14 protein-coding genes and 1 pseudogene are annotated in these 15,276 nt (G+C 68.1%); 11 read left to right on the plus strand and 4 right to left on the minus strand.

Annotation, left to right across the window (positions count from 1 at the left end):
• The coding region (locus C667_RS12425; RefSeq protein ID WP_004364642.1) for an ATP-binding cassette domain-containing protein at positions 1-613 on the plus strand (613 nt) is incomplete at its 5' end.
• 25 nt (positions 614-638) lie between these two features.
• Here the strand turns inward: C667_RS12425 and C667_RS12430 are convergent.
• Positions 639-1,190, minus strand: coding sequence for a cob(I)yrinic acid a,c-diamide adenosyltransferase (locus C667_RS12430; protein ID WP_004324319.1), 552 nt, complete (start codon positions 1,188-1,190; stop codon positions 639-641).
• 122 nt (positions 1,191-1,312) lie between these two features.
• Here C667_RS12430 and C667_RS12435 point away from each other — a divergent pair, with 122 nt between their 5' ends.
• From C667_RS12435 to C667_RS12460, 6 genes are all read left to right on the plus strand, one after another.
• Positions 1,313-1,564 (plus strand): ribbon-helix-helix protein, CopG family, encoded by a 252-nt coding sequence (locus C667_RS12435; RefSeq protein ID WP_004364644.1) that lies wholly within the window; start codon positions 1,313-1,315, stop codon positions 1,562-1,564.
• Positions 1,554-1,967: a type II toxin-antitoxin system VapC family toxin gene (locus C667_RS12440; protein WP_004364646.1), complete on the plus strand. Its 414-nt coding sequence runs from the start codon at positions 1,554-1,556 to the stop codon at positions 1,965-1,967. The genes C667_RS12435 and C667_RS12440 overlap by 11 nt, the downstream gene beginning before the upstream one ends.
• 63 nt (positions 1,968-2,030) lie before the next feature.
• The gene (gene alaS / locus C667_RS12445) at positions 2,031-4,652 is read left to right on the plus strand and encodes an alanine--tRNA ligase (protein WP_004364648.1); all 2,622 of its coding nucleotides are present in this window, start codon (positions 2,031-2,033) and stop codon (positions 4,650-4,652) included.
• Positions 4,653-5,039: 387 nt separating this feature from the next.
• Positions 5,040-5,282: a type II toxin-antitoxin system Phd/YefM family antitoxin gene (locus tag C667_RS12450; RefSeq protein ID WP_004364650.1), complete on the plus strand. Its 243-nt coding sequence runs from the start codon at positions 5,040-5,042 to the stop codon at positions 5,280-5,282.
• Between the two features lie 2 nt (positions 5,283-5,284).
• Positions 5,285-5,671: a type II toxin-antitoxin system VapC family toxin gene (locus tag C667_RS12455; protein WP_004364652.1), complete on the plus strand. Its 387-nt coding sequence runs from the start codon at positions 5,285-5,287 to the stop codon at positions 5,669-5,671.
• An 18-nt stretch (positions 5,672-5,689) separates the two neighbouring features.
• Entirely contained in the window at positions 5,690-6,094 is a 405-nt protein-coding gene (locus tag C667_RS12460) for an FKBP-type peptidyl-prolyl cis-trans isomerase (RefSeq protein ID WP_004364653.1), read from the plus strand.
• A gap of 30 nt (positions 6,095-6,124) precedes the next feature.
• On the opposite strand, the gene C667_RS12465 is transcribed toward C667_RS12460, so the two are convergent.
• Both C667_RS12465 and C667_RS12470 read right to left on the minus strand, forming a co-directional pair.
• The gene (locus tag C667_RS12465; protein WP_004364656.1) at positions 6,125-6,970 is read right to left on the minus strand and encodes an ion transporter; all 846 of its coding nucleotides are present in this window, start codon (positions 6,968-6,970) and stop codon (positions 6,125-6,127) included.
• 197 nt (positions 6,971-7,167) lie between these two features.
• The gene (locus C667_RS12470; protein ID WP_004364658.1) at positions 7,168-8,145 is read right to left on the minus strand and encodes a TerC family protein; all 978 of its coding nucleotides are present in this window, start codon (positions 8,143-8,145) and stop codon (positions 7,168-7,170) included.
• Between the two features lie 436 nt (positions 8,146-8,581).
• Between C667_RS12470 and C667_RS12475 the strand changes: the two genes are divergently transcribed.
• Positions 8,582-9,925 (plus strand): hemolysin family protein, encoded by a 1,344-nt coding sequence (locus tag C667_RS12475; protein WP_004364659.1) that lies wholly within the window; start codon positions 8,582-8,584, stop codon positions 9,923-9,925.
• A complete protein-coding gene (locus C667_RS12480; RefSeq protein WP_004364661.1) occupies positions 9,922-11,043 on the plus strand; it encodes an AI-2E family transporter in 1,122 nt (373 codons plus the stop codon). Before C667_RS12475 ends, C667_RS12480 begins: the two co-directional genes overlap by 4 nt.
• Positions 11,044-11,478: 435 nt before the next feature.
• Here the strand turns inward: C667_RS12480 and C667_RS12485 are convergent, their stop codons facing one another.
• Positions 11,479-12,258 (minus strand): ParA family protein, encoded by a 780-nt coding sequence (locus tag C667_RS12485; protein WP_004364662.1) that lies wholly within the window; start codon positions 12,256-12,258, stop codon positions 11,479-11,481.
• Positions 12,259-12,597: 339 nt separating this feature from the next.
• Between C667_RS12485 and C667_RS12490 the strand changes: the two genes are divergently transcribed.
• Together C667_RS12490 and C667_RS12495 are read left to right on the plus strand one after the other, a co-directional pair.
• Positions 12,598-14,892, plus strand: coding sequence for an NADP-dependent malic enzyme (locus C667_RS12490; protein WP_004364664.1), 2,295 nt, complete (start codon positions 12,598-12,600; stop codon positions 14,890-14,892).
• 132 nt (positions 14,893-15,024) lie between these two features.
• Positions 15,025-15,276, plus strand: a pseudogene (locus C667_RS12495) (phospholipase A); the annotation flags it as partial.

The following is a 15,276-nucleotide window of genomic DNA, read 5'->3' on the forward strand; positions in this document are numbered from 1 at the left end:
GGCCGCCACCGTGGCGGTCGCCGGCGAGCCGTCCGCCGCTGGCGGCTTGCCGAGCGACGCCGGGGGCGTGGCCGCGATGCCCGCGCGCCTGCGCCATCTCGCCACCCTGATCCCGCAGCAGGCCGAGATGTTCGACGGCACGCTGGCCGAGAACCTGCTGCTCGGCGCCGATCGCGCGCCCGAGCGCATCGAGGCCGCGCTGCATGCGGCCTGCGCCGATCGCGTGGTCGAGGGCCTGCCCCAGGGCCTGGAGACGCGCGTGGTGGAGGGCGGCGCCAACTGGTCCGGCGGGCAGCGCCAGCGTCTGGCGCTCGCGCGCGGCGTGCTCGCCGCCGAGGGCACGAGCCTGTTGCTGCTCGACGAGCCCACCAGCAGCCTGGACCCGGAGACCGAGGCGCGCGTCTATCAGCGCCTGTTCGCGCACTTCCCGGACGCGGCGCTGGTGTCCTCGGTGCATCGCCTGCATCTGCTCGACCGCTTCGACGAGGTCATCCTGATGCGCGCCGGCCACATCGAGGCGGTCGGCCGCGCCTGGGAGCTGGCACAGGGCTCCGCGCTCTTCCGCGAGCTCCTCGCCGCCCAGGCGGTGAGCGGCGAGGCGCCCGGGTCCTGACGCCTCACCCCCCACGCCTCAGGCCTCACGCATTCTTGCGCTTCTGCCACAGCACGTCGCCGCGGCCGCCGGCGCGGTTGAGCACGCGGCCGAGCACGAAGAGGAGGTCGGAGAGGCGGTTGAGGTACTGGCGCGGGGCGTCGTTCACCGACTCTTCCAGCGCCAGCGCCACCAGCGCGCGCTCGGCGCGGCGGCACACCGTGCGGGCGTGGTGGGCGTAGGCGGCGGCGCGGGTGCCGCCGGGCAGGATGAAGTCCTTGAGCGGCTCGAGCGGCTCGTTGAAGCGGTCGAGCTCTTCTTCGAGGTGCGTGACCTGCTTGCCGGTGATCATGCTCATGCCCGGGATGCACACCTCGCCGCCGAGGTCGAAGAGGTCGTGCTGCACGTTGGTCAGCAGCACGCGCACGTCCTCGGGCAGCTCCTCGCACAGCAGCAGGCCGATGATGGCGTTGGTCTCGTCGACCTCGCCCAGGGCGTGGATGCGCAGGCTATTCTTGGAGACGCGCTTGCCGTCGCCCAGGCCGGTGGTGCCGGCGTCGCCGGTGCGGGTGTAGATCTTGGAGAGGCGGTTGCCCATGATGTCCTCGTGTCCGGGGTGGTTGTCGTAACGCATAATTATAGGCGCGAGCGGCCGAAATTGACTTCGATCGCAGCGCGTCATACGATGCAATACGTTGTGTAATACAGGAAGCCGGCTCCATGACCCTGTCGATCCGCCTCGATCCCGAGCTCGAGTCCGAACTCGCGCGCGCCGCCGCGCAGACCGGCCGCAGCAAGAGCGAGCTGGTCAAGGCCAGCCTGCGCGAATATCTCGCCCGCGTCGCACCGCGCAAGAGCCCCTACGAACTTGGCAAGGACCTCTTCGGTAGTGCCGACGCAGGGCCGACGGACCTGGCCGAGCGCCGCAAGGACTATCTGACGGAGTCGCTGCGTGCGAAGCATGATCGTTGACGCGGGGCCCTTGCTGGCACTGTTCAACCTGGCCGACCGGCACCATCAGGCCTGCGTGTCCTTCCTGCGCGGCAACGAGGTCGCGCTGGTGACGACCTGGCCGGTGCTCACCGAGGTCATGCATCTGCTGCGCTACAGCGTGGATGCCCAGTTGCGCCTGCTGAGCTGGATCGATCGTGGCGGGCTGGCGGTCGCCGAACTCGAGCAGGGCTGCATCGGCGCCGTTGCCGGCCTGATCGACAAATATCGTGACCGCCCGATGGACCTCGCCGATGCCTCGGTGGTGCAGCTTGCGGTGCAGACCGGATGCCGCGAGGTGTTGTCGATCGACAGCGACTTCGACATCTACCGCCTGCCGGACGGTGCCTGGCTCGCCAATCCGCTGCGCGACAACACGCATTGATCCGCGCCTACGTGTGCGCGACCCAGGAACACGACTCGAACTCTTTTCTCCTCTGGATCCTTCATGAAATCCGCTGAAATCCGCGACGCCTTCCTCAAGTTCTTCGAATCCAAGGGCCACCAGATCGTGGCCTCGAGCTCGCTCGTGCCGCACGAGGACCCGACGCTGCTGTTCACCAACGCCGGCATGAACCAGTTCAAGGACGTCTTCCTCGGCTTCGACAAGCGCGCCTACACCCGCGCCACCACCTCGCAGAAGTGCGTGCGCGCCGGCGGCAAGCACAACGACCTCGAGAACGTCGGCTACACCGCGCGCCACCACACCTTCTTCGAGATGCTGGGCAACTTCAGCTTCGGCGACTACTTCAAGCGCGATGCGATTTCGTACGCCTGGGAGCTGCTCACCGAGGTTTTCAAGCTACCCAAGGAGAAGCTCTGGGTCACGGTGTACGCCGAGGACGACGAGGCCTACGACATCTGGACGAAGGAGGTCGGCGTGCCGGCCGAGCGCGTGATCCGCATCGGCGACAACAAGGGCGCGCGCTACGCCTCGGACAACTTCTGGATGATGGGCGACACCGGCCCCTGCGGCCCGTGCACCGAGATCTTCTACGACCACGGCGAGCACATCTGGGGCGGCCCCCCGGGATCGCCCGACGAAGACGGCGACCGCTACATCGAGATCTGGAACAACGTGTTCATGCAGTTCAACCGCGACGAGCAGGGCGTGATGCATCCGCTGCCCAAGCCCTCGGTGGACACCGGCATGGGTCTCGAGCGTGTGTCGGCAGTGCTGCAGCATGTGCACGCCAACTACGAGATCGACCTCTTCCAGGCGCTGATCAAGGCGGCCGCACGGGAGACCTCGGCTGCGGACATGGACTCGCCCTCGCTGAAGGTGCTGGCCGACCACATCCGCGCCTGTTCCTTCCTGATCGCCGACGGTGTGATCCCGGGCAACGAGGGTCGCGGCTACGTGCTGCGCCGCATCATCCGCCGCGCCATCCGCCACGGCTACAAGCTCGGCGCGCGCGCCGGCTTCTTCCACAAGATGGTGCCGGACCTGGTCGGCGAGATGGGCGGTGCCTATCCCGAGCTCAAGGACGGCGAGCGCCGCATCATGGACGTGCTGCGCCAGGAGGAAGAGCGCTTCTTCGCCACCATCGAGAACGGCATGGCCATCGTCGAGGCCGAGCTCGCCGCGATGGAGAAGGCCGGCAACAAGGTCTTCGACGGCGACACCGCCTTCAAGCTGCACGACACCTTCGGCTTCCCGCTCGACCTCACCGCCGACATCTGCCGCGAGCGCGAGGTCACCGTTGACGCGCTCGCCTTCGACGCCGCCATGGCGCGCCAGAAGGAGCAGGCGCGCGCCGCCGGCAAGTTCAAGATGGCGGCCAACCTGGAATACGACGGCCCCGAGACCACCTTCCACGGCTACACGCTGCTGGAAGAGAAGGGCAACATCCTCGCGCTGTACAAGGACGGCTCCCCGGTAAATGAGCTGCTCGAGGGCGAGATGGGCGTGGTCGTGCTCGACCACACGCCGTTCTACGCCGAGTCCGGCGGCCAGGTCGGCGACCGCGGCGAATTGCGCGGCGGTGCCGGCATCTTCGGCGTGGAAGACACGCAGAAGATCCAGGCCGCGGTCTTCGGCCACCACGGCGTGGTGCGCACCGGCAAGCTCGCGGTGGGGCAGGGCGTCGCCGCGCGGGTGGATGTCGGCGCGCGCGCGGCCACCGCGCGCAACCACTCGGTCACCCACCTCATGCACAAGGCCTTGCGCGAGGTGCTCGGCGCCCACGTGCAGCAGAAGGGCTCGCTGGTCGATCCCGACAAGACCCGCTTCGACTTCGCCCACACCGCGCCGATGAGCGCCGAGGAGATCCGCGAGGTCGAGGAGATCGTCAACCGCGAGGTCCTGGCCAACGCCGCGACCCAGGCCGAGGTCATGGCGCTGGAGGCGGCGCAGAAGTCGGGCGCGATGATGCTCTTCGGCGAGAAGTACGCCGACGAGGTGCGCGTGCTGTCGATCGGCAGCTCCAAGGAGCTGTGCGGTGGCACCCACGTCTCCCGCACCGGCGACATCGGCCTGTTCAAGATCGTGTCCGAGGGCGGTGTGGCCGCCGGCATCCGCCGCGTCGAGGCCATCACCGGCGAGAACGCGCTGCGCTACGCCCAGGAGCAGGAGCGCCGCGTGCAGGGCATGTCGGCGCTGCTCAAGGTGCAGCCCGACGAGGTCGCCGAGCGCGTCGCCGGCATCCTCGACAACGTGCGCGCGCTCGAGAAGGAGCTCGCCCGCCTCAAGGGCAAGCTCGCCGCCAGCCAGGGCGACGAGCTGGTGAGCCAGGCGGTGGAGGTGAGCGGCCTCAAGGTGCTCGCCGCCCTGCTCGAAGGTGCCGACGTGCCCACCCTGCGCGACACCATGGACAAGCTCAAGGACAAGCTCAAGTCGGCGGCGATCGTGCTGGCGAGCGTGGCCGACGGCAAGGTCAGCCTGATCGCCGGCGTCACCGCCGACCACACCGCCAAGGTCAAGGCCGGCGAGCTGGTCAACTTCGTCGCCCAGCAGGTCGGCGGCAAGGGCGGCGGCCGCCCCGACATGGCCCAGGCCGGCGGCACCCAGCCCGAGAACCTGCCGGCTGCGCTGGCGGGGGTGAAGGAGTGGGTGGCGGGGAAGCTGTAAGCGTTGGCAGTCTGCGGCGGGGGGCGCGAGGGCTGTTCGGTTGTGATCTCGTCTTGCACCGAGCATCCCATCCCCCGCCAGCGGTGAAAGGCGTTCGCAAAGAAAACAAGGGCTTGTGAAACATTTTCATGAGAGAACGACGCCCGGCGAGCGCCCGTGCCGAGGTCCTGCTGGGGGCCTCCTGGCGGACTGGCGTAAGAGTTCGCGGCTGCCGCCGCTCCTACAGGGCTTTTCCGGCGCTCTACGCGGAGCTTGACCGCGGTGGTGCCTGGTAGGAGCGGCGGAAGCCGCGAGCTTTTGTCGAAGCACACCCGAAGCGATTGCGCTGCAATTCTTGCGGGCAGAACTTAGCCAGACTAGACTAAGCGGGTCGCATTGGAGGTTCCCATGCAATCCGTCAACATGCTGCAGGCAAAGTCATCCCTGTCTCGCCTGGTGGACGCGATCGAGTCCGGCCGCGAGCGCGAGATCGTGATCGCCCGCAACGGCCGCCCGGCCGCCCGGCTCGTGCCGGTCGAGGACGCGTCCGCGGGGCCTCGAATCGGGGTGGCCAAGGGCAGGTTCGAGGTGCCCGACGACATCGACGCCAGCAACGAGGACGTCGCGAGGCTGTTCCTGGCGGGAGGCTGATCTTGAATCTGCTTCTCGATACGCATGTCGCGCTGTGGGCCATCACCGACCACCCGAAGCTGTCGCAGAGCGCGCGTGACCTGATCCTGTCGCCGAAATCGACCGTGTGGGTCAGCGTCGCCAGCGTCTGGGAGATCGCCATCAAGCATTCTCTCGGGCGTGGCGACATGCCGGTCTCCAGCCAGGATGCCACACGCTATTTCACCGCCTCGGGCTATCGCCTGCTGGCGATCGAGCCCGAGCACGTCGTGGCGGTCGAGTCCTTGCCCGCGCATCATCAGGACCCTTTCGACCGTCTTCTGGTGGCGCAGGCGCTGGTCGAGCCGATGCGCCTGGTGACGCACGATCGTTTCGTGGCGCTCTACAGCGATACGATCATCAAGATCTGAATTCCCGGAGTTCTCGACATGCGCCGACTGCTTTCTGTCCTCGCCCTGCTTCCCCTCACCGGCGCGATCGCCGCCGGCCCACAGACCACGACCCTGCCCTCGGGCGTCACCGTCGAGACCTACCGCGAGGGCGAGACCGGCTCCCCGCCGACGCTGGCCGACGTGGTGCGCGTGCATTACCAGGGCACGCTCGCCGACGGCAAGGAGTTCGACAGCTCCTACAGCCGCGGCCGCCCGGCGGAGCTGCCGCTGGAGGCGCTGGTGCCGTGCTGGCAGGAGGTGCTGCAGCAGATGAAGCCGGGCGGCGCGGTGCGCATCGTGTGCCCGCCCGCGACCGCCTACGGCAGCCGCGGCGTGCCGGGCCGAATCCCGCCCGACAGCACGCTGAACTTCGTGATCGAGCTGCTCGAGGTCAAGCGCTGAGGGCGCGCCGCTGGCGCGCCCTGTCACGGATCAGCCTGGCCTCGCAGTCGATCCTGCACTCACCGCCGCAGGCGCAGCGGCGGGATCGTCCGCGCGCTCGCCCCGCAGCGCCGCCAGCTCGGCGCGGATGGCGCGCAGCTCGGCGAGCACCGCGTCGTGGTCCACGCTGACCAGCTCGCGCGTCTGCTCCTGCTCCTCGTGCTCCACCGCGCTCATCGAATCGACCACGATGGCGATGAAGAGGTTGAGCACCGCGAAGGTGGTGAGCAGGATGAACAGCACGAAGAAGATCCACGCGTAGGGGTAGGCCTCCATGACCGGGCGGACGATGCCCATCGACCACGACTCCAGGGTCATGACCTGGAACAGGGTGTAGAAGGACTCGCCGATGGTGCCGAACCAGTCCGGGAAGCTCGCGCCGAAGAGCTTGGTGCTCATCACCGCGGCGACGTAGAACACGAGCAGCAGCAGGGTGAGCACCGAGCTCATGCCGGGGACGGCGCGCAGCAGCGCATTGACCACCTTGCGCATCGAGGGCACCACCGACACCAGGCGCAGCGCACGCAGGATGCGCAGCGAGCGCAGGATCTGCAGGCCTTCGCCGGTGGGGGCGAGGGTGATCGCGACGATGGTGAAGTCGAAGACGTTCCAGCCGCTGCGGAAGAAGCGCAGGCGGTAGACGAAGAGCTTGAGCGCGAGCTCGACGACGAAAATGACGAGCGCGGCGCGGTCGAGCGCGAGCAGCAGCCCGCCGGCCGCGGCCATGGCGGCGGTGGAGGTCTCGAGGCCGAGGGTGATCGCGTTGACGATGATCACCGCGATGATGAAGCGCTGGAAGGCGGCGGATTCGACGAGGCGTTGGAGGGTGGCGGTCATTGCGGGTCGGGGTGGGTAGGGTGGAGGGGGATTCAGGGGGCGCGTGGTTTTTCGGTAGCGATCGCGACTTGCGTCACTCCTGCAGCGCAGCCCGAGACCTCGAGCGGTTTCTCGGGGGAGCGACGCAAGTCGCGATGGCGCTGCGGTGGTGCTGCGGCAAGGCTGCCGTCGCCGCCCCACCATCCCGCCCCTTTGCGTCAGCTCGCCTGGGGCTTGGCAGCCTCCTTTTCCTTGCGCGCCGCATACCACAGGCTGGCGAACACCGAGCACGCGAGGATGGTGGCGACCACCGACAGCGACACCAGCACCGGGATCTTCACCCACTCGACGATCAGCATCTTGGTGCCGATGAAGACCAGGATTGCCGCCAGGCCGTACTTGAGCAGCTCGAAGCGGTCGCCGAGGTCGGCGAGCAGGAAGTACATCGCGCGCAGGCCGAGGATCGCGAACAGGTTCGAGGTGAGCACGATGAAGGGGTCGGTGGTGATCGCGAAGATCGCCGGGATGCTGTCGACCGCGAAGATCACGTCCGAGATCTCGACCAGCACGAGCGCGAGGAAGAGCGGCGTCATCATGCGCACGCCGTCGCGCATCACGAAGAAGCGCTCGCCCTCGAGCTTCTCGGTGACCGGGTAGTGGTTGCGGATCCAGCGGATGAGCGGGTTCTTCTCGAGGTCGGGGTCGTGCTCGGAGAACCACGCCATCTTGATGCCGGTGACGACCAGGAAGGCACCGAAGACGTAGAGCAGCCAGTGGAACTCGTTGATCAGCCAGCTTCCGGCGAAGATCATGATCGTGCGCAGCACGATGGCGCCGACGATGCCGTACAGCAGCACGCGGCGCTGCAATTCCAGCGGCACCGCGAAGAAGCTGAAGATCATCATCCACACGAAGACGTTGTCGACCGCCAGCGACTTCTCGACCAGGTAGCCGGTGACGAAGGCGGTCGCCTGCTCGTTGGCCACGGCACGCCCAAGTTCGCCGTCGAGGTACCACCACAGCCCGGCCGCGAACAGCATCGCCACCGTGACCCAGGCGAGCGACCAGCCCGCGGCCTCCTTCAGCGACACCCGATGCTGCTTGCCGCCGCCGAAGGCGAACAGGTCCACCAGCAGCATCGTCACCACGATGGCGGCAAAGGCCGCCCACATCCACCACGTTCCGATCGATTCCATCGCGCGCTCCGCACAAAAACAAAAGGGCCTGTTCCCGACGGACACAGACCCTGGCGCGCTTCAATGCACGGACCTTGCCCCTCGGGCAAGGTCTCGCTTGCAACGGCCGAACGGACTCGATCGTTGCCCCCGGCACCGGGCGATGGTCCGAAGACCGATCTGCCGTATTGACGATGCCGGAGCGGAAAAGCTACTCCCCTTGATGGGCAGGATTCTGTCTGTTGCGCTGCGGGAGTGTCAAGGCCGTCGAAGTGGATCGCTGCGGCCCGCGGCTTTCGGGTGTTGCGCCGCAGCACCGGGCGAACGCGGTGGGCGGGTGCGCGGTCGACACCCCGTGTCCGCTGCGGCATCATCGGCGGCGTCCGGCCCGCCCGTCATGCGCGGGCGCTCGCCGGCAGCCCTTGCAGGCACCCCTCTCTCAACCCCCCTCGAATCCATGGAAATCCTCTTTCTGATCGGCCTCATCGTTCTCAACGGCGCCTTCGCCATGTCCGAGATCGCGCTCGTCACCGCGCGCCGGGCACGCCTCGCGCGCCTCGCCGAGGGCGGCGATGCTGCGGCCGCGGTGGCGATCAAGCTCGGAGAGGACCCGACCCGCTTCCTGTCCACGATCCAGATCGGCATCACCTCGATCGGCGTGCTCAACGGCATCGTCGGCGAGGCCGCGCTCGCCGGGCCGCTGGCCGACTGGCTGCAGGGCCTGGGCATGGAGCAGCGCGTGAGCGAGATCGGCTCGACCGTGCTGGTCGTGGTGGTGATCACCTACGTGTCGATCGTGGTCGGCGAGCTGGTGCCCAAGCGCATCGGCCAGATCGACCCCGAGGGCATCGCCCGCCTGGTGGCGCGGCCGATGAACGTGCTGTCGATCGCCTCGCGGCCCTTCGTGTATCTGCTCGCCGGTTCGACCGCGCTGCTGCTGCGCATCCTGGGCCAGCGCGAGAGCACCGGGCCGAGCGTGACCGAGGAGGAGATCCACGCCATGCTGGTCGAGGGCTCCGAGGCCGGCGTGATCGAGAAGAGCGAGCACGACATGGTGCGTAACGTGTTCCGCCTCGACGACCGCCAGATCGCCTCGCTGATGGTGCCGCGCGCGGACATCGTGTCGCTCGACCTGACGCGGCCGCTGGAGGAGAACCTCGAGCTGGTGGCGTCTTCTTCCTACTCCAGCTTCCCGGTGTGTCGCGGCGGGTTCGACGACATCCTCGGTATCGCCAGCGCCAAGAAGCTCTTCAATCAGTCGCTGCGCGGCGAGGCCATCGACCTCGCCAAGGACCTGCAGCCCGCGGTGTATGTGCCCGAGTCGCTCACCGGCATGGAACTGCTCGACCAGTTCCGCTCGTCCGGCACCTACACCGTGTTCGTGATCGACGAATACGGCGAGATCCAGGGCATGGTCACGCTGCACGACGTCATCGAGTCGGTGACCGGCGAGTTCCTGCCGCACGACACCGAGGAGGCCTGGGCGGTGCAGCGCGAGGACGGCTCGTGGCTGCTCGACGGCCTGATCCCGATCGTCGAGCTCAAGGACTGCCTCGGCATCAAGACCGTGCCGGAAGAGGAGAAGGGACGCTACCACACGCTGTCGGGCATGGTCATGTGGCTGCTCGGCCGCCTGCCGGGCACCGGCGACATCGCCACCTGGGAGAACTGGCGGCTGGAGGTAATCGACCTCGACGGCAAGCGCATCGACAAGGTGCTGGCGAGCCGCCTGCCCGAGCCGGCCGACGAGATCGGTGCCGAACAGGAAGCCGGAACGGAAGATCGGAGCGAGAGCGCATGATCGACCAGGTCGCCGAGAAGGTCGTTCGCCGCGTCATCCTCGGCTTCCTGCTCGGCGGCCTGCTGCTGCTGAGCTACGCCGTGCTGCACCTCTTCATCGTGCCGGTGGCGTGGGCGGTGATCATCGCCTACGCCACCTGGCCGGCTCACCGCCAGCTGCGCTCGCGGCTGCCGCGCTACCCCACGATCACCGCGCTGCTGATGACCGTGCTGTTGAGCGCGGCCTTCGTGCTGCCCGCGCTGTGGATCGGCATGCTGCTGCGCACCGAGGTCGGCGTCGCGATCGCCGCGGTGACCGCGCAGATCCGCGAGGGCGCCTTCGTGCTGCCCGAGTTCGTGCGCACGCTGCCGTGGATCGGCGACGACCTGCAGGCGCTGCTGGACGAGCTCACCCGCGAACCCGAGGCGCTGCGCGCGCAGCTCACCGAGTGGGTGCGCCAGGGCAGCAACCTGGTGCTGACGCTGATCGGCGACGTCGGGCGCAACGCGGCCAAGCTCGGCTTCGCGCTCATCACCGTGTTCTTCCTCTACCGCGACGGCGAGCGGGTGCTCGAGCAGGTGGTGGCGGTGCTGCGTCGCTTCCTCGGCGAGCGCCTCGATCCGTATCTGGCCGCGGTGGGCGGGATGACCAAGGCCGTGGTGTGGGGCCTGATCGCCACCGCGATCGGCCAGGGCTTCGTCGCCGGCCTGGGCTACTGGTGGGCGGGCGTGCCGGCGCCAGTGCTGATGGGGGCGATCACCGCGGTGATCGCGATGATCCCCTTCGGCACGCCCTTCGCATGGGGTTCGATCGGGGTGTGGCTGCTGCTCACCGGCAACACCGTCGAGGGCATCGGACTGCTGCTGTGGGGCGCGCTGGTGGTGAGCTGGGTGGACAACCTGGTGCGCCCGCTGGTGATCAGCAACGCCACGCGCATCCCCTTCCTGCTGGTGATGTTCGGCGTGCTCGGCGGCCTCGCCGCATTCGGCCTGGTCGGGCTCTTCCTCGGCCCGGTGGTGCTGGCGGTGCTGATGGCGGTGTGGCGCGAGTGGCTGGAGGAGTCCGAGTTCGCCCGCCTCGCCGCCATCGCCTCGCCTGCAGGGGGGCGGGAGGAGGGCGAGGGCGGCAGACGATCCTGAGCCGCCGCCTTCGCGCCTGCCGGCGCTCCTACATAAACCGCCACGCGTCCCGGACCCGCCTGTAGGAGCTGCGGCAGCTGCGAACCCGGCCGTTCGGCAATCGACGCGCGTGCAGAACGCCACCGCCGTTTTCGCGCCTGCCGGCGCTCCTACATAAACCGCCGCGCGTCCCGGCGCCCCTGTAGGAGCTGCGGCAGCTGCGAAAACGGCGGTCCGGCAAACGACGCGCGTGCAGAATTGAGCCGCCACCTTCGCGCCTGCCGGCGCTCCTACATAAACCACCGTGCGTTCCGGCGCCTCCTGTAGGCGCTGCGGCAGCTGCGAAAACGGCGGTCCGGCAAACGACGCGCGTGCAGAATTGAGCCGCCACCTTCGCGCCTGCCGGCGCTCCTGCATAAACCACCGTGCGTCCCGGCGCCCCTGACGTCGGGAGGCTCAGGTGCCGTACTTGCGCGCCAGGGTGTCGTGCAGCGCGACGAACTCCTGCGACAGCTTGTGCTTTGGATCGAGGTGGATCATCGGCTTGGACTGCTCGTGCGATTCCTTGATCCGGATCGAGGCCGACAGGTAGGGCTGCAGCACCGGCAGGCCCTCGTCGATGAGCTCCTGCACCACCTTCTGCGGCAGGGTCGCGCGCGGCTGGAACTGGTTGACCACGATGCCTTCGACCTGCAGGTTGCGGTTGTGGTCGGCCTTGATCTCCTGCACGTTCTCGAGCAGCGAGTACAGCGCCTTGCGCGAGAACTCGTCGCAATCGAAAGGGATCAGGCAGGCATCGGCGGCGATCAACGCCGAGCGGGTGAAGAAGTTCAACGCGGGCGGGGTGTCGATGAAGACGCAGTCGAAATCCTTCGCCAGTTCCTCGAGCGCGTCGCGCAGCTTGTAGATCTTGTAGCGCGACTCCAGCTTCGACTGCAGCTCCTCAAGCTGCGGATGCGAGGGCATCACGTGCAGGCGCTCGAAGGGGGTGGCGACGACGAACTCCTCGGTGTCGCGCGGGTTGAGCTTGAAGTTGAGCGTCTGGTCGAAGAAATCCGCGAGCGTCGCATCCAGCTCGTCCACGCCGGCGCCGAGCAGGTACTGGGTGGAGTTGCCCTGCGGGTCGAGGTCCACCACCAGGGTGCGCTTGCCCTGCGCGGCGGCGATCGCCGCGAGGTTGCAGGTGATCGTCGACTTGCCGACGCCGCCCTTCTGATTGAATACCACCCGTCGCATCGCCTTCTCCCCTGTCGTCATGTGCGCGCGGCTGCTTGCCGGCCCCGCATTCTGCCAAAAACCGGCGCCGCCGGCGCGCGAGGCGCGATGCGTTGCTGATCCTGAGCATAAGCTGCGGGCGTGTCCAAGGCCGGGGCGCTGGAGTACACTTCGCGGGCGTCGGTTGCCGGTGATCCCGAGCCGGGCGACGCCAACAAAAACAAGCAGGTCTGTGGTCGAGTTCCGAAAAGCGTCCAGCGTCCCGAGCGGCAAGCCCGGGAGGCCGCGCGCTGCGTCGCGATCTCGGCCCGGCCTCGACGAACTCACATCGGCTAACTCACAGACACGAGAGGGGAGAACATGGATCAGGACTTCATCACCGCAGCGCTCGACTATCACCGCTCGCCGACGCGCGGCAAGATCTCGGTGGTGCCCACCAAGGGCCTCACCAACCAGCGCGACCTCGCGCTCGCCTATTCGCCCGGCGTGGCCGCGGCCTGCGACGCGATCGTCGCCGACCCCGCCGAGGCCTTCGAGCTCACCAGCCGCGGCAACCTCGTCGCTGTGGTCACCAACGGCACCGCGGTGCTCGGCCTGGGCAACATCGGCCCGCTGGCCTCCAAGCCGGTCATGGAAGGCAAGGGCTGCCTGTTCAAGAAGTTCGCCAACATCGACGTCTTCGACATCGAGCTCGCCGAGAACGACCCCGACAAGCTGATCGAGATCATCGCCGCGCTAGAGCCCACGCTCGGCGGCATCAACCTCGAGGACATCAAGGCGCCCGAGTGCTTCTACATCGAGAAGAAGCTGCGCGAGCGCATGAAGATCCCCGTCTTCCACGACGATCAGCACGGCACCGCGATCATTTCTTCGGCGGGCCTGCTGAACGGCCTCAAGGTCATCGGCAAGGACATCGGCACGGTCAAGCTGGTGTGTTCGGGCGCCGGCGCGGCGGCGATCGCCTGCCTCGACCTGATGGTCAGCCTCGGTCTCAAGCGCGAGAACATCACCGTCTGCGACTCCAAGGGCGTCATCTACGAGGGCCGCGAGCCCAACATGGAGCCGACCAAGGCACGCTATGCGCAGAGCACCGACGCGCGCACGCTGGGTGACGCGATCGTCGGCGCCGACGTCTTCCTGGGGCTTTCGACCGCGGGCGTGCTCAAGCCCGAGATGGTGGCGAAGATGGCCGACAAGCCGCTGATCTTCGCGCTCGCCAACCCCAACCCCGAGATCCTGCCGGCCGACGCCAAGGCCGTGCGCCCGGACTGCATCATCGCCACCGGCCGTTCGGACTTCCCGAACCAGGTCAACAACGTGCTGTGCTTCCCGTTCATCTTCCGTGGTGCGCTCGATGTGGGCGCGACCACGATCAACGAGGAGATGAAGCTCGCCTGCGTGAAGGCGATCGCCGAGCTGGCCGAGGCCGAGGCGAGCGACATCGTCGCCAGCGCCTATGGCGGCCAGGAGCTCAGCTTCGGCCCCGAGTACATCATCCCGAAGCCCTTCGACCCGCGCCTGATCGTCAAGATCGCGCCCGCGGTGGCGAAGGCGGCGATGGAGTCGGGCGTGGCGACCAAGCCGATCGCCGATTTCGACGCCTACGTCACCAGCCTGAACGGCTTCGTCTACCAGTCCGGCATCGTCATGAAGCCGGTGTTCTCGGCCGCCAAGGCGGTGCCGATGGCGCAGAAGCGCGTGATCTACGCCGAGGGCGAGGACGAGCGCGTGCTGCACGCGGTGCGTGTGGTGCTCGACGAGGGCCTGGCGGCGCCGATCCTGATCGGCCGCCCGGAGGTCATCGAGATGCGCATCCAGAAGATCGGCCTCAACCTCAAGCCGGGGCGCGACTTCGAGATCGTCAACCCCGAGTCCGATCCGCGCTATCGCGAGCTGTGGTCCGACTACTACGCGCTGATGAAGCGCGACGGCGTCACGCCGGACCTGGCCAAGGCCAAGATCCGCCGCGACACCACCCTGATCGGGGCGATGATGCTGCGTCGCGGCGATGGCGACGCGCTGGTGTGCGGCACCTTCGGGTCCTACGACTACCACCTCAAGCAGGTGGCCGACGTGATCGGTCTCGCGCCCGGTGCCAAGCAGTTCGCGGCGATGAACCTGCTGCTGCTGACCAAGCGCATGCTGGCGATCACCGACACCTACGTGAACGAGAACCCGAGCGCGGAGGAGGTCGCCGAGATCGCCCGCATGGCGGCCGACGAGCTTCGCCGCTTCGGCATCGAGCCCAGCGTGGCGCTGTTGTCGCATTCCAACTTCGGCAGCTCGAACTCGGCATCGGCGCGCAAGATGCGCCGCGCCTGCGAGATCCTGCGCGAGAGCTCGCCCGACCTCAACGTCGATGGCGAGATGCACGGCGACGCCGCCCTGTCCGAGGAGATCCGCGACAAGCTGCATCCGGACTCGCACCTGAAGGGCGAGGCCAACCTGCTGGTGATGCCCAACCTGGACGCCGCCAACATCTCCTTCAACCTGATGAAGGTGGCCAACGGCGACGGCGTGTCGGTGGGACCGATCCTGCTCGGCGCGGCCAAGCCGGTGCACATCGTGACGCCCTCGGCCACCGTGCGCCGCCTGGTCAACATGACCGCGCTCGCCGTGGTCGACGCCAAGGAGTCGCGCAACGCCGTGGCCTGAGCTCCGTCGGTGGCGCCGGTCGGCGCCGCCTGCGCGCGGGCTTCGCAGGACGAGGTCCGTGCGGCGTGTCTCCGGGGCAGCCCTGCGAGGGGCTGCCCCGCTTGTTTTCCTCCTTCCCGACAGGCGATCTCCATGCCGAAGACCTCCTCCCCGCGCGCGCTGCTGCTCGCCGCCGCGCTTGCCCTGAGCGCCTCGGCCGCCCCGGCCGCCGACTGGCTGCTCGCCTCGTCCAGCCCGCAAGTCATCCCCGGCCAGCGCTTCGAGGTCGTGGTGATCGGCGATGGCCGCGCGGCGGACTGGCCGGCGCGCCTGCCGGCGAGCATCGAGCTGCCGGGCGGCGGACCGCGGATCGCGCTCGAGCTGGTGGCGATCGGCAAGCCGGTG

The sequence above is a fragment of the Thauera phenylacetica B4P genome (assembly GCF_000310225.1).
GTDB classification, from domain to species: Bacteria; Pseudomonadota; Gammaproteobacteria; order Burkholderiales; family Rhodocyclaceae; genus Thauera; species Thauera phenylacetica.

What these genes read in the sequence shown, in the direction of transcription:
- C667_RS12430 (WP_004324319.1), bottom strand. Translation starts at nt 1,190, where the DNA reads ATGGGCAACCGCCTCTCCAAGATCTACACCCGCACCGGCGACGCCGGC.
- C667_RS12435 (WP_004364644.1), top strand. Translation starts at nt 1,313, where the DNA reads ATGACCCTGTCGATCCGCCTCGATCCCGAGCTCGAGTCCGAACTCGCG.
- C667_RS12440 (WP_004364646.1), top strand. Translation starts at nt 1,554, where the DNA reads ATGATCGTTGACGCGGGGCCCTTGCTGGCACTGTTCAACCTGGCCGAC.
- alaS (WP_004364648.1), top strand. Translation starts at nt 2,031, where the DNA reads ATGAAATCCGCTGAAATCCGCGACGCCTTCCTCAAGTTCTTCGAATCC.
- C667_RS12450 (WP_004364650.1), top strand. Translation starts at nt 5,040, where the DNA reads ATGCAATCCGTCAACATGCTGCAGGCAAAGTCATCCCTGTCTCGCCTG.
- C667_RS12460 (WP_004364653.1), top strand. Translation starts at nt 5,690, where the DNA reads ATGCGCCGACTGCTTTCTGTCCTCGCCCTGCTTCCCCTCACCGGCGCG.
- C667_RS12465 (WP_004364656.1), bottom strand. Translation starts at nt 6,970, where the DNA reads ATGACCGCCACCCTCCAACGCCTCGTCGAATCCGCCGCCTTCCAGCGC.
- C667_RS12470 (WP_004364658.1), bottom strand. Translation starts at nt 8,145, where the DNA reads ATGGAATCGATCGGAACGTGGTGGATGTGGGCGGCCTTTGCCGCCATC.
- C667_RS12475 (WP_004364659.1), top strand. Translation starts at nt 8,582, where the DNA reads ATGGAAATCCTCTTTCTGATCGGCCTCATCGTTCTCAACGGCGCCTTC.
- C667_RS12480 (WP_004364661.1), top strand. Translation starts at nt 9,922, where the DNA reads ATGATCGACCAGGTCGCCGAGAAGGTCGTTCGCCGCGTCATCCTCGGC.
- C667_RS12485 (WP_004364662.1), bottom strand. Translation starts at nt 12,258, where the DNA reads ATGCGACGGGTGGTATTCAATCAGAAGGGCGGCGTCGGCAAGTCGACG.
- C667_RS12490 (WP_004364664.1), top strand. Translation starts at nt 12,598, where the DNA reads ATGGATCAGGACTTCATCACCGCAGCGCTCGACTATCACCGCTCGCCG.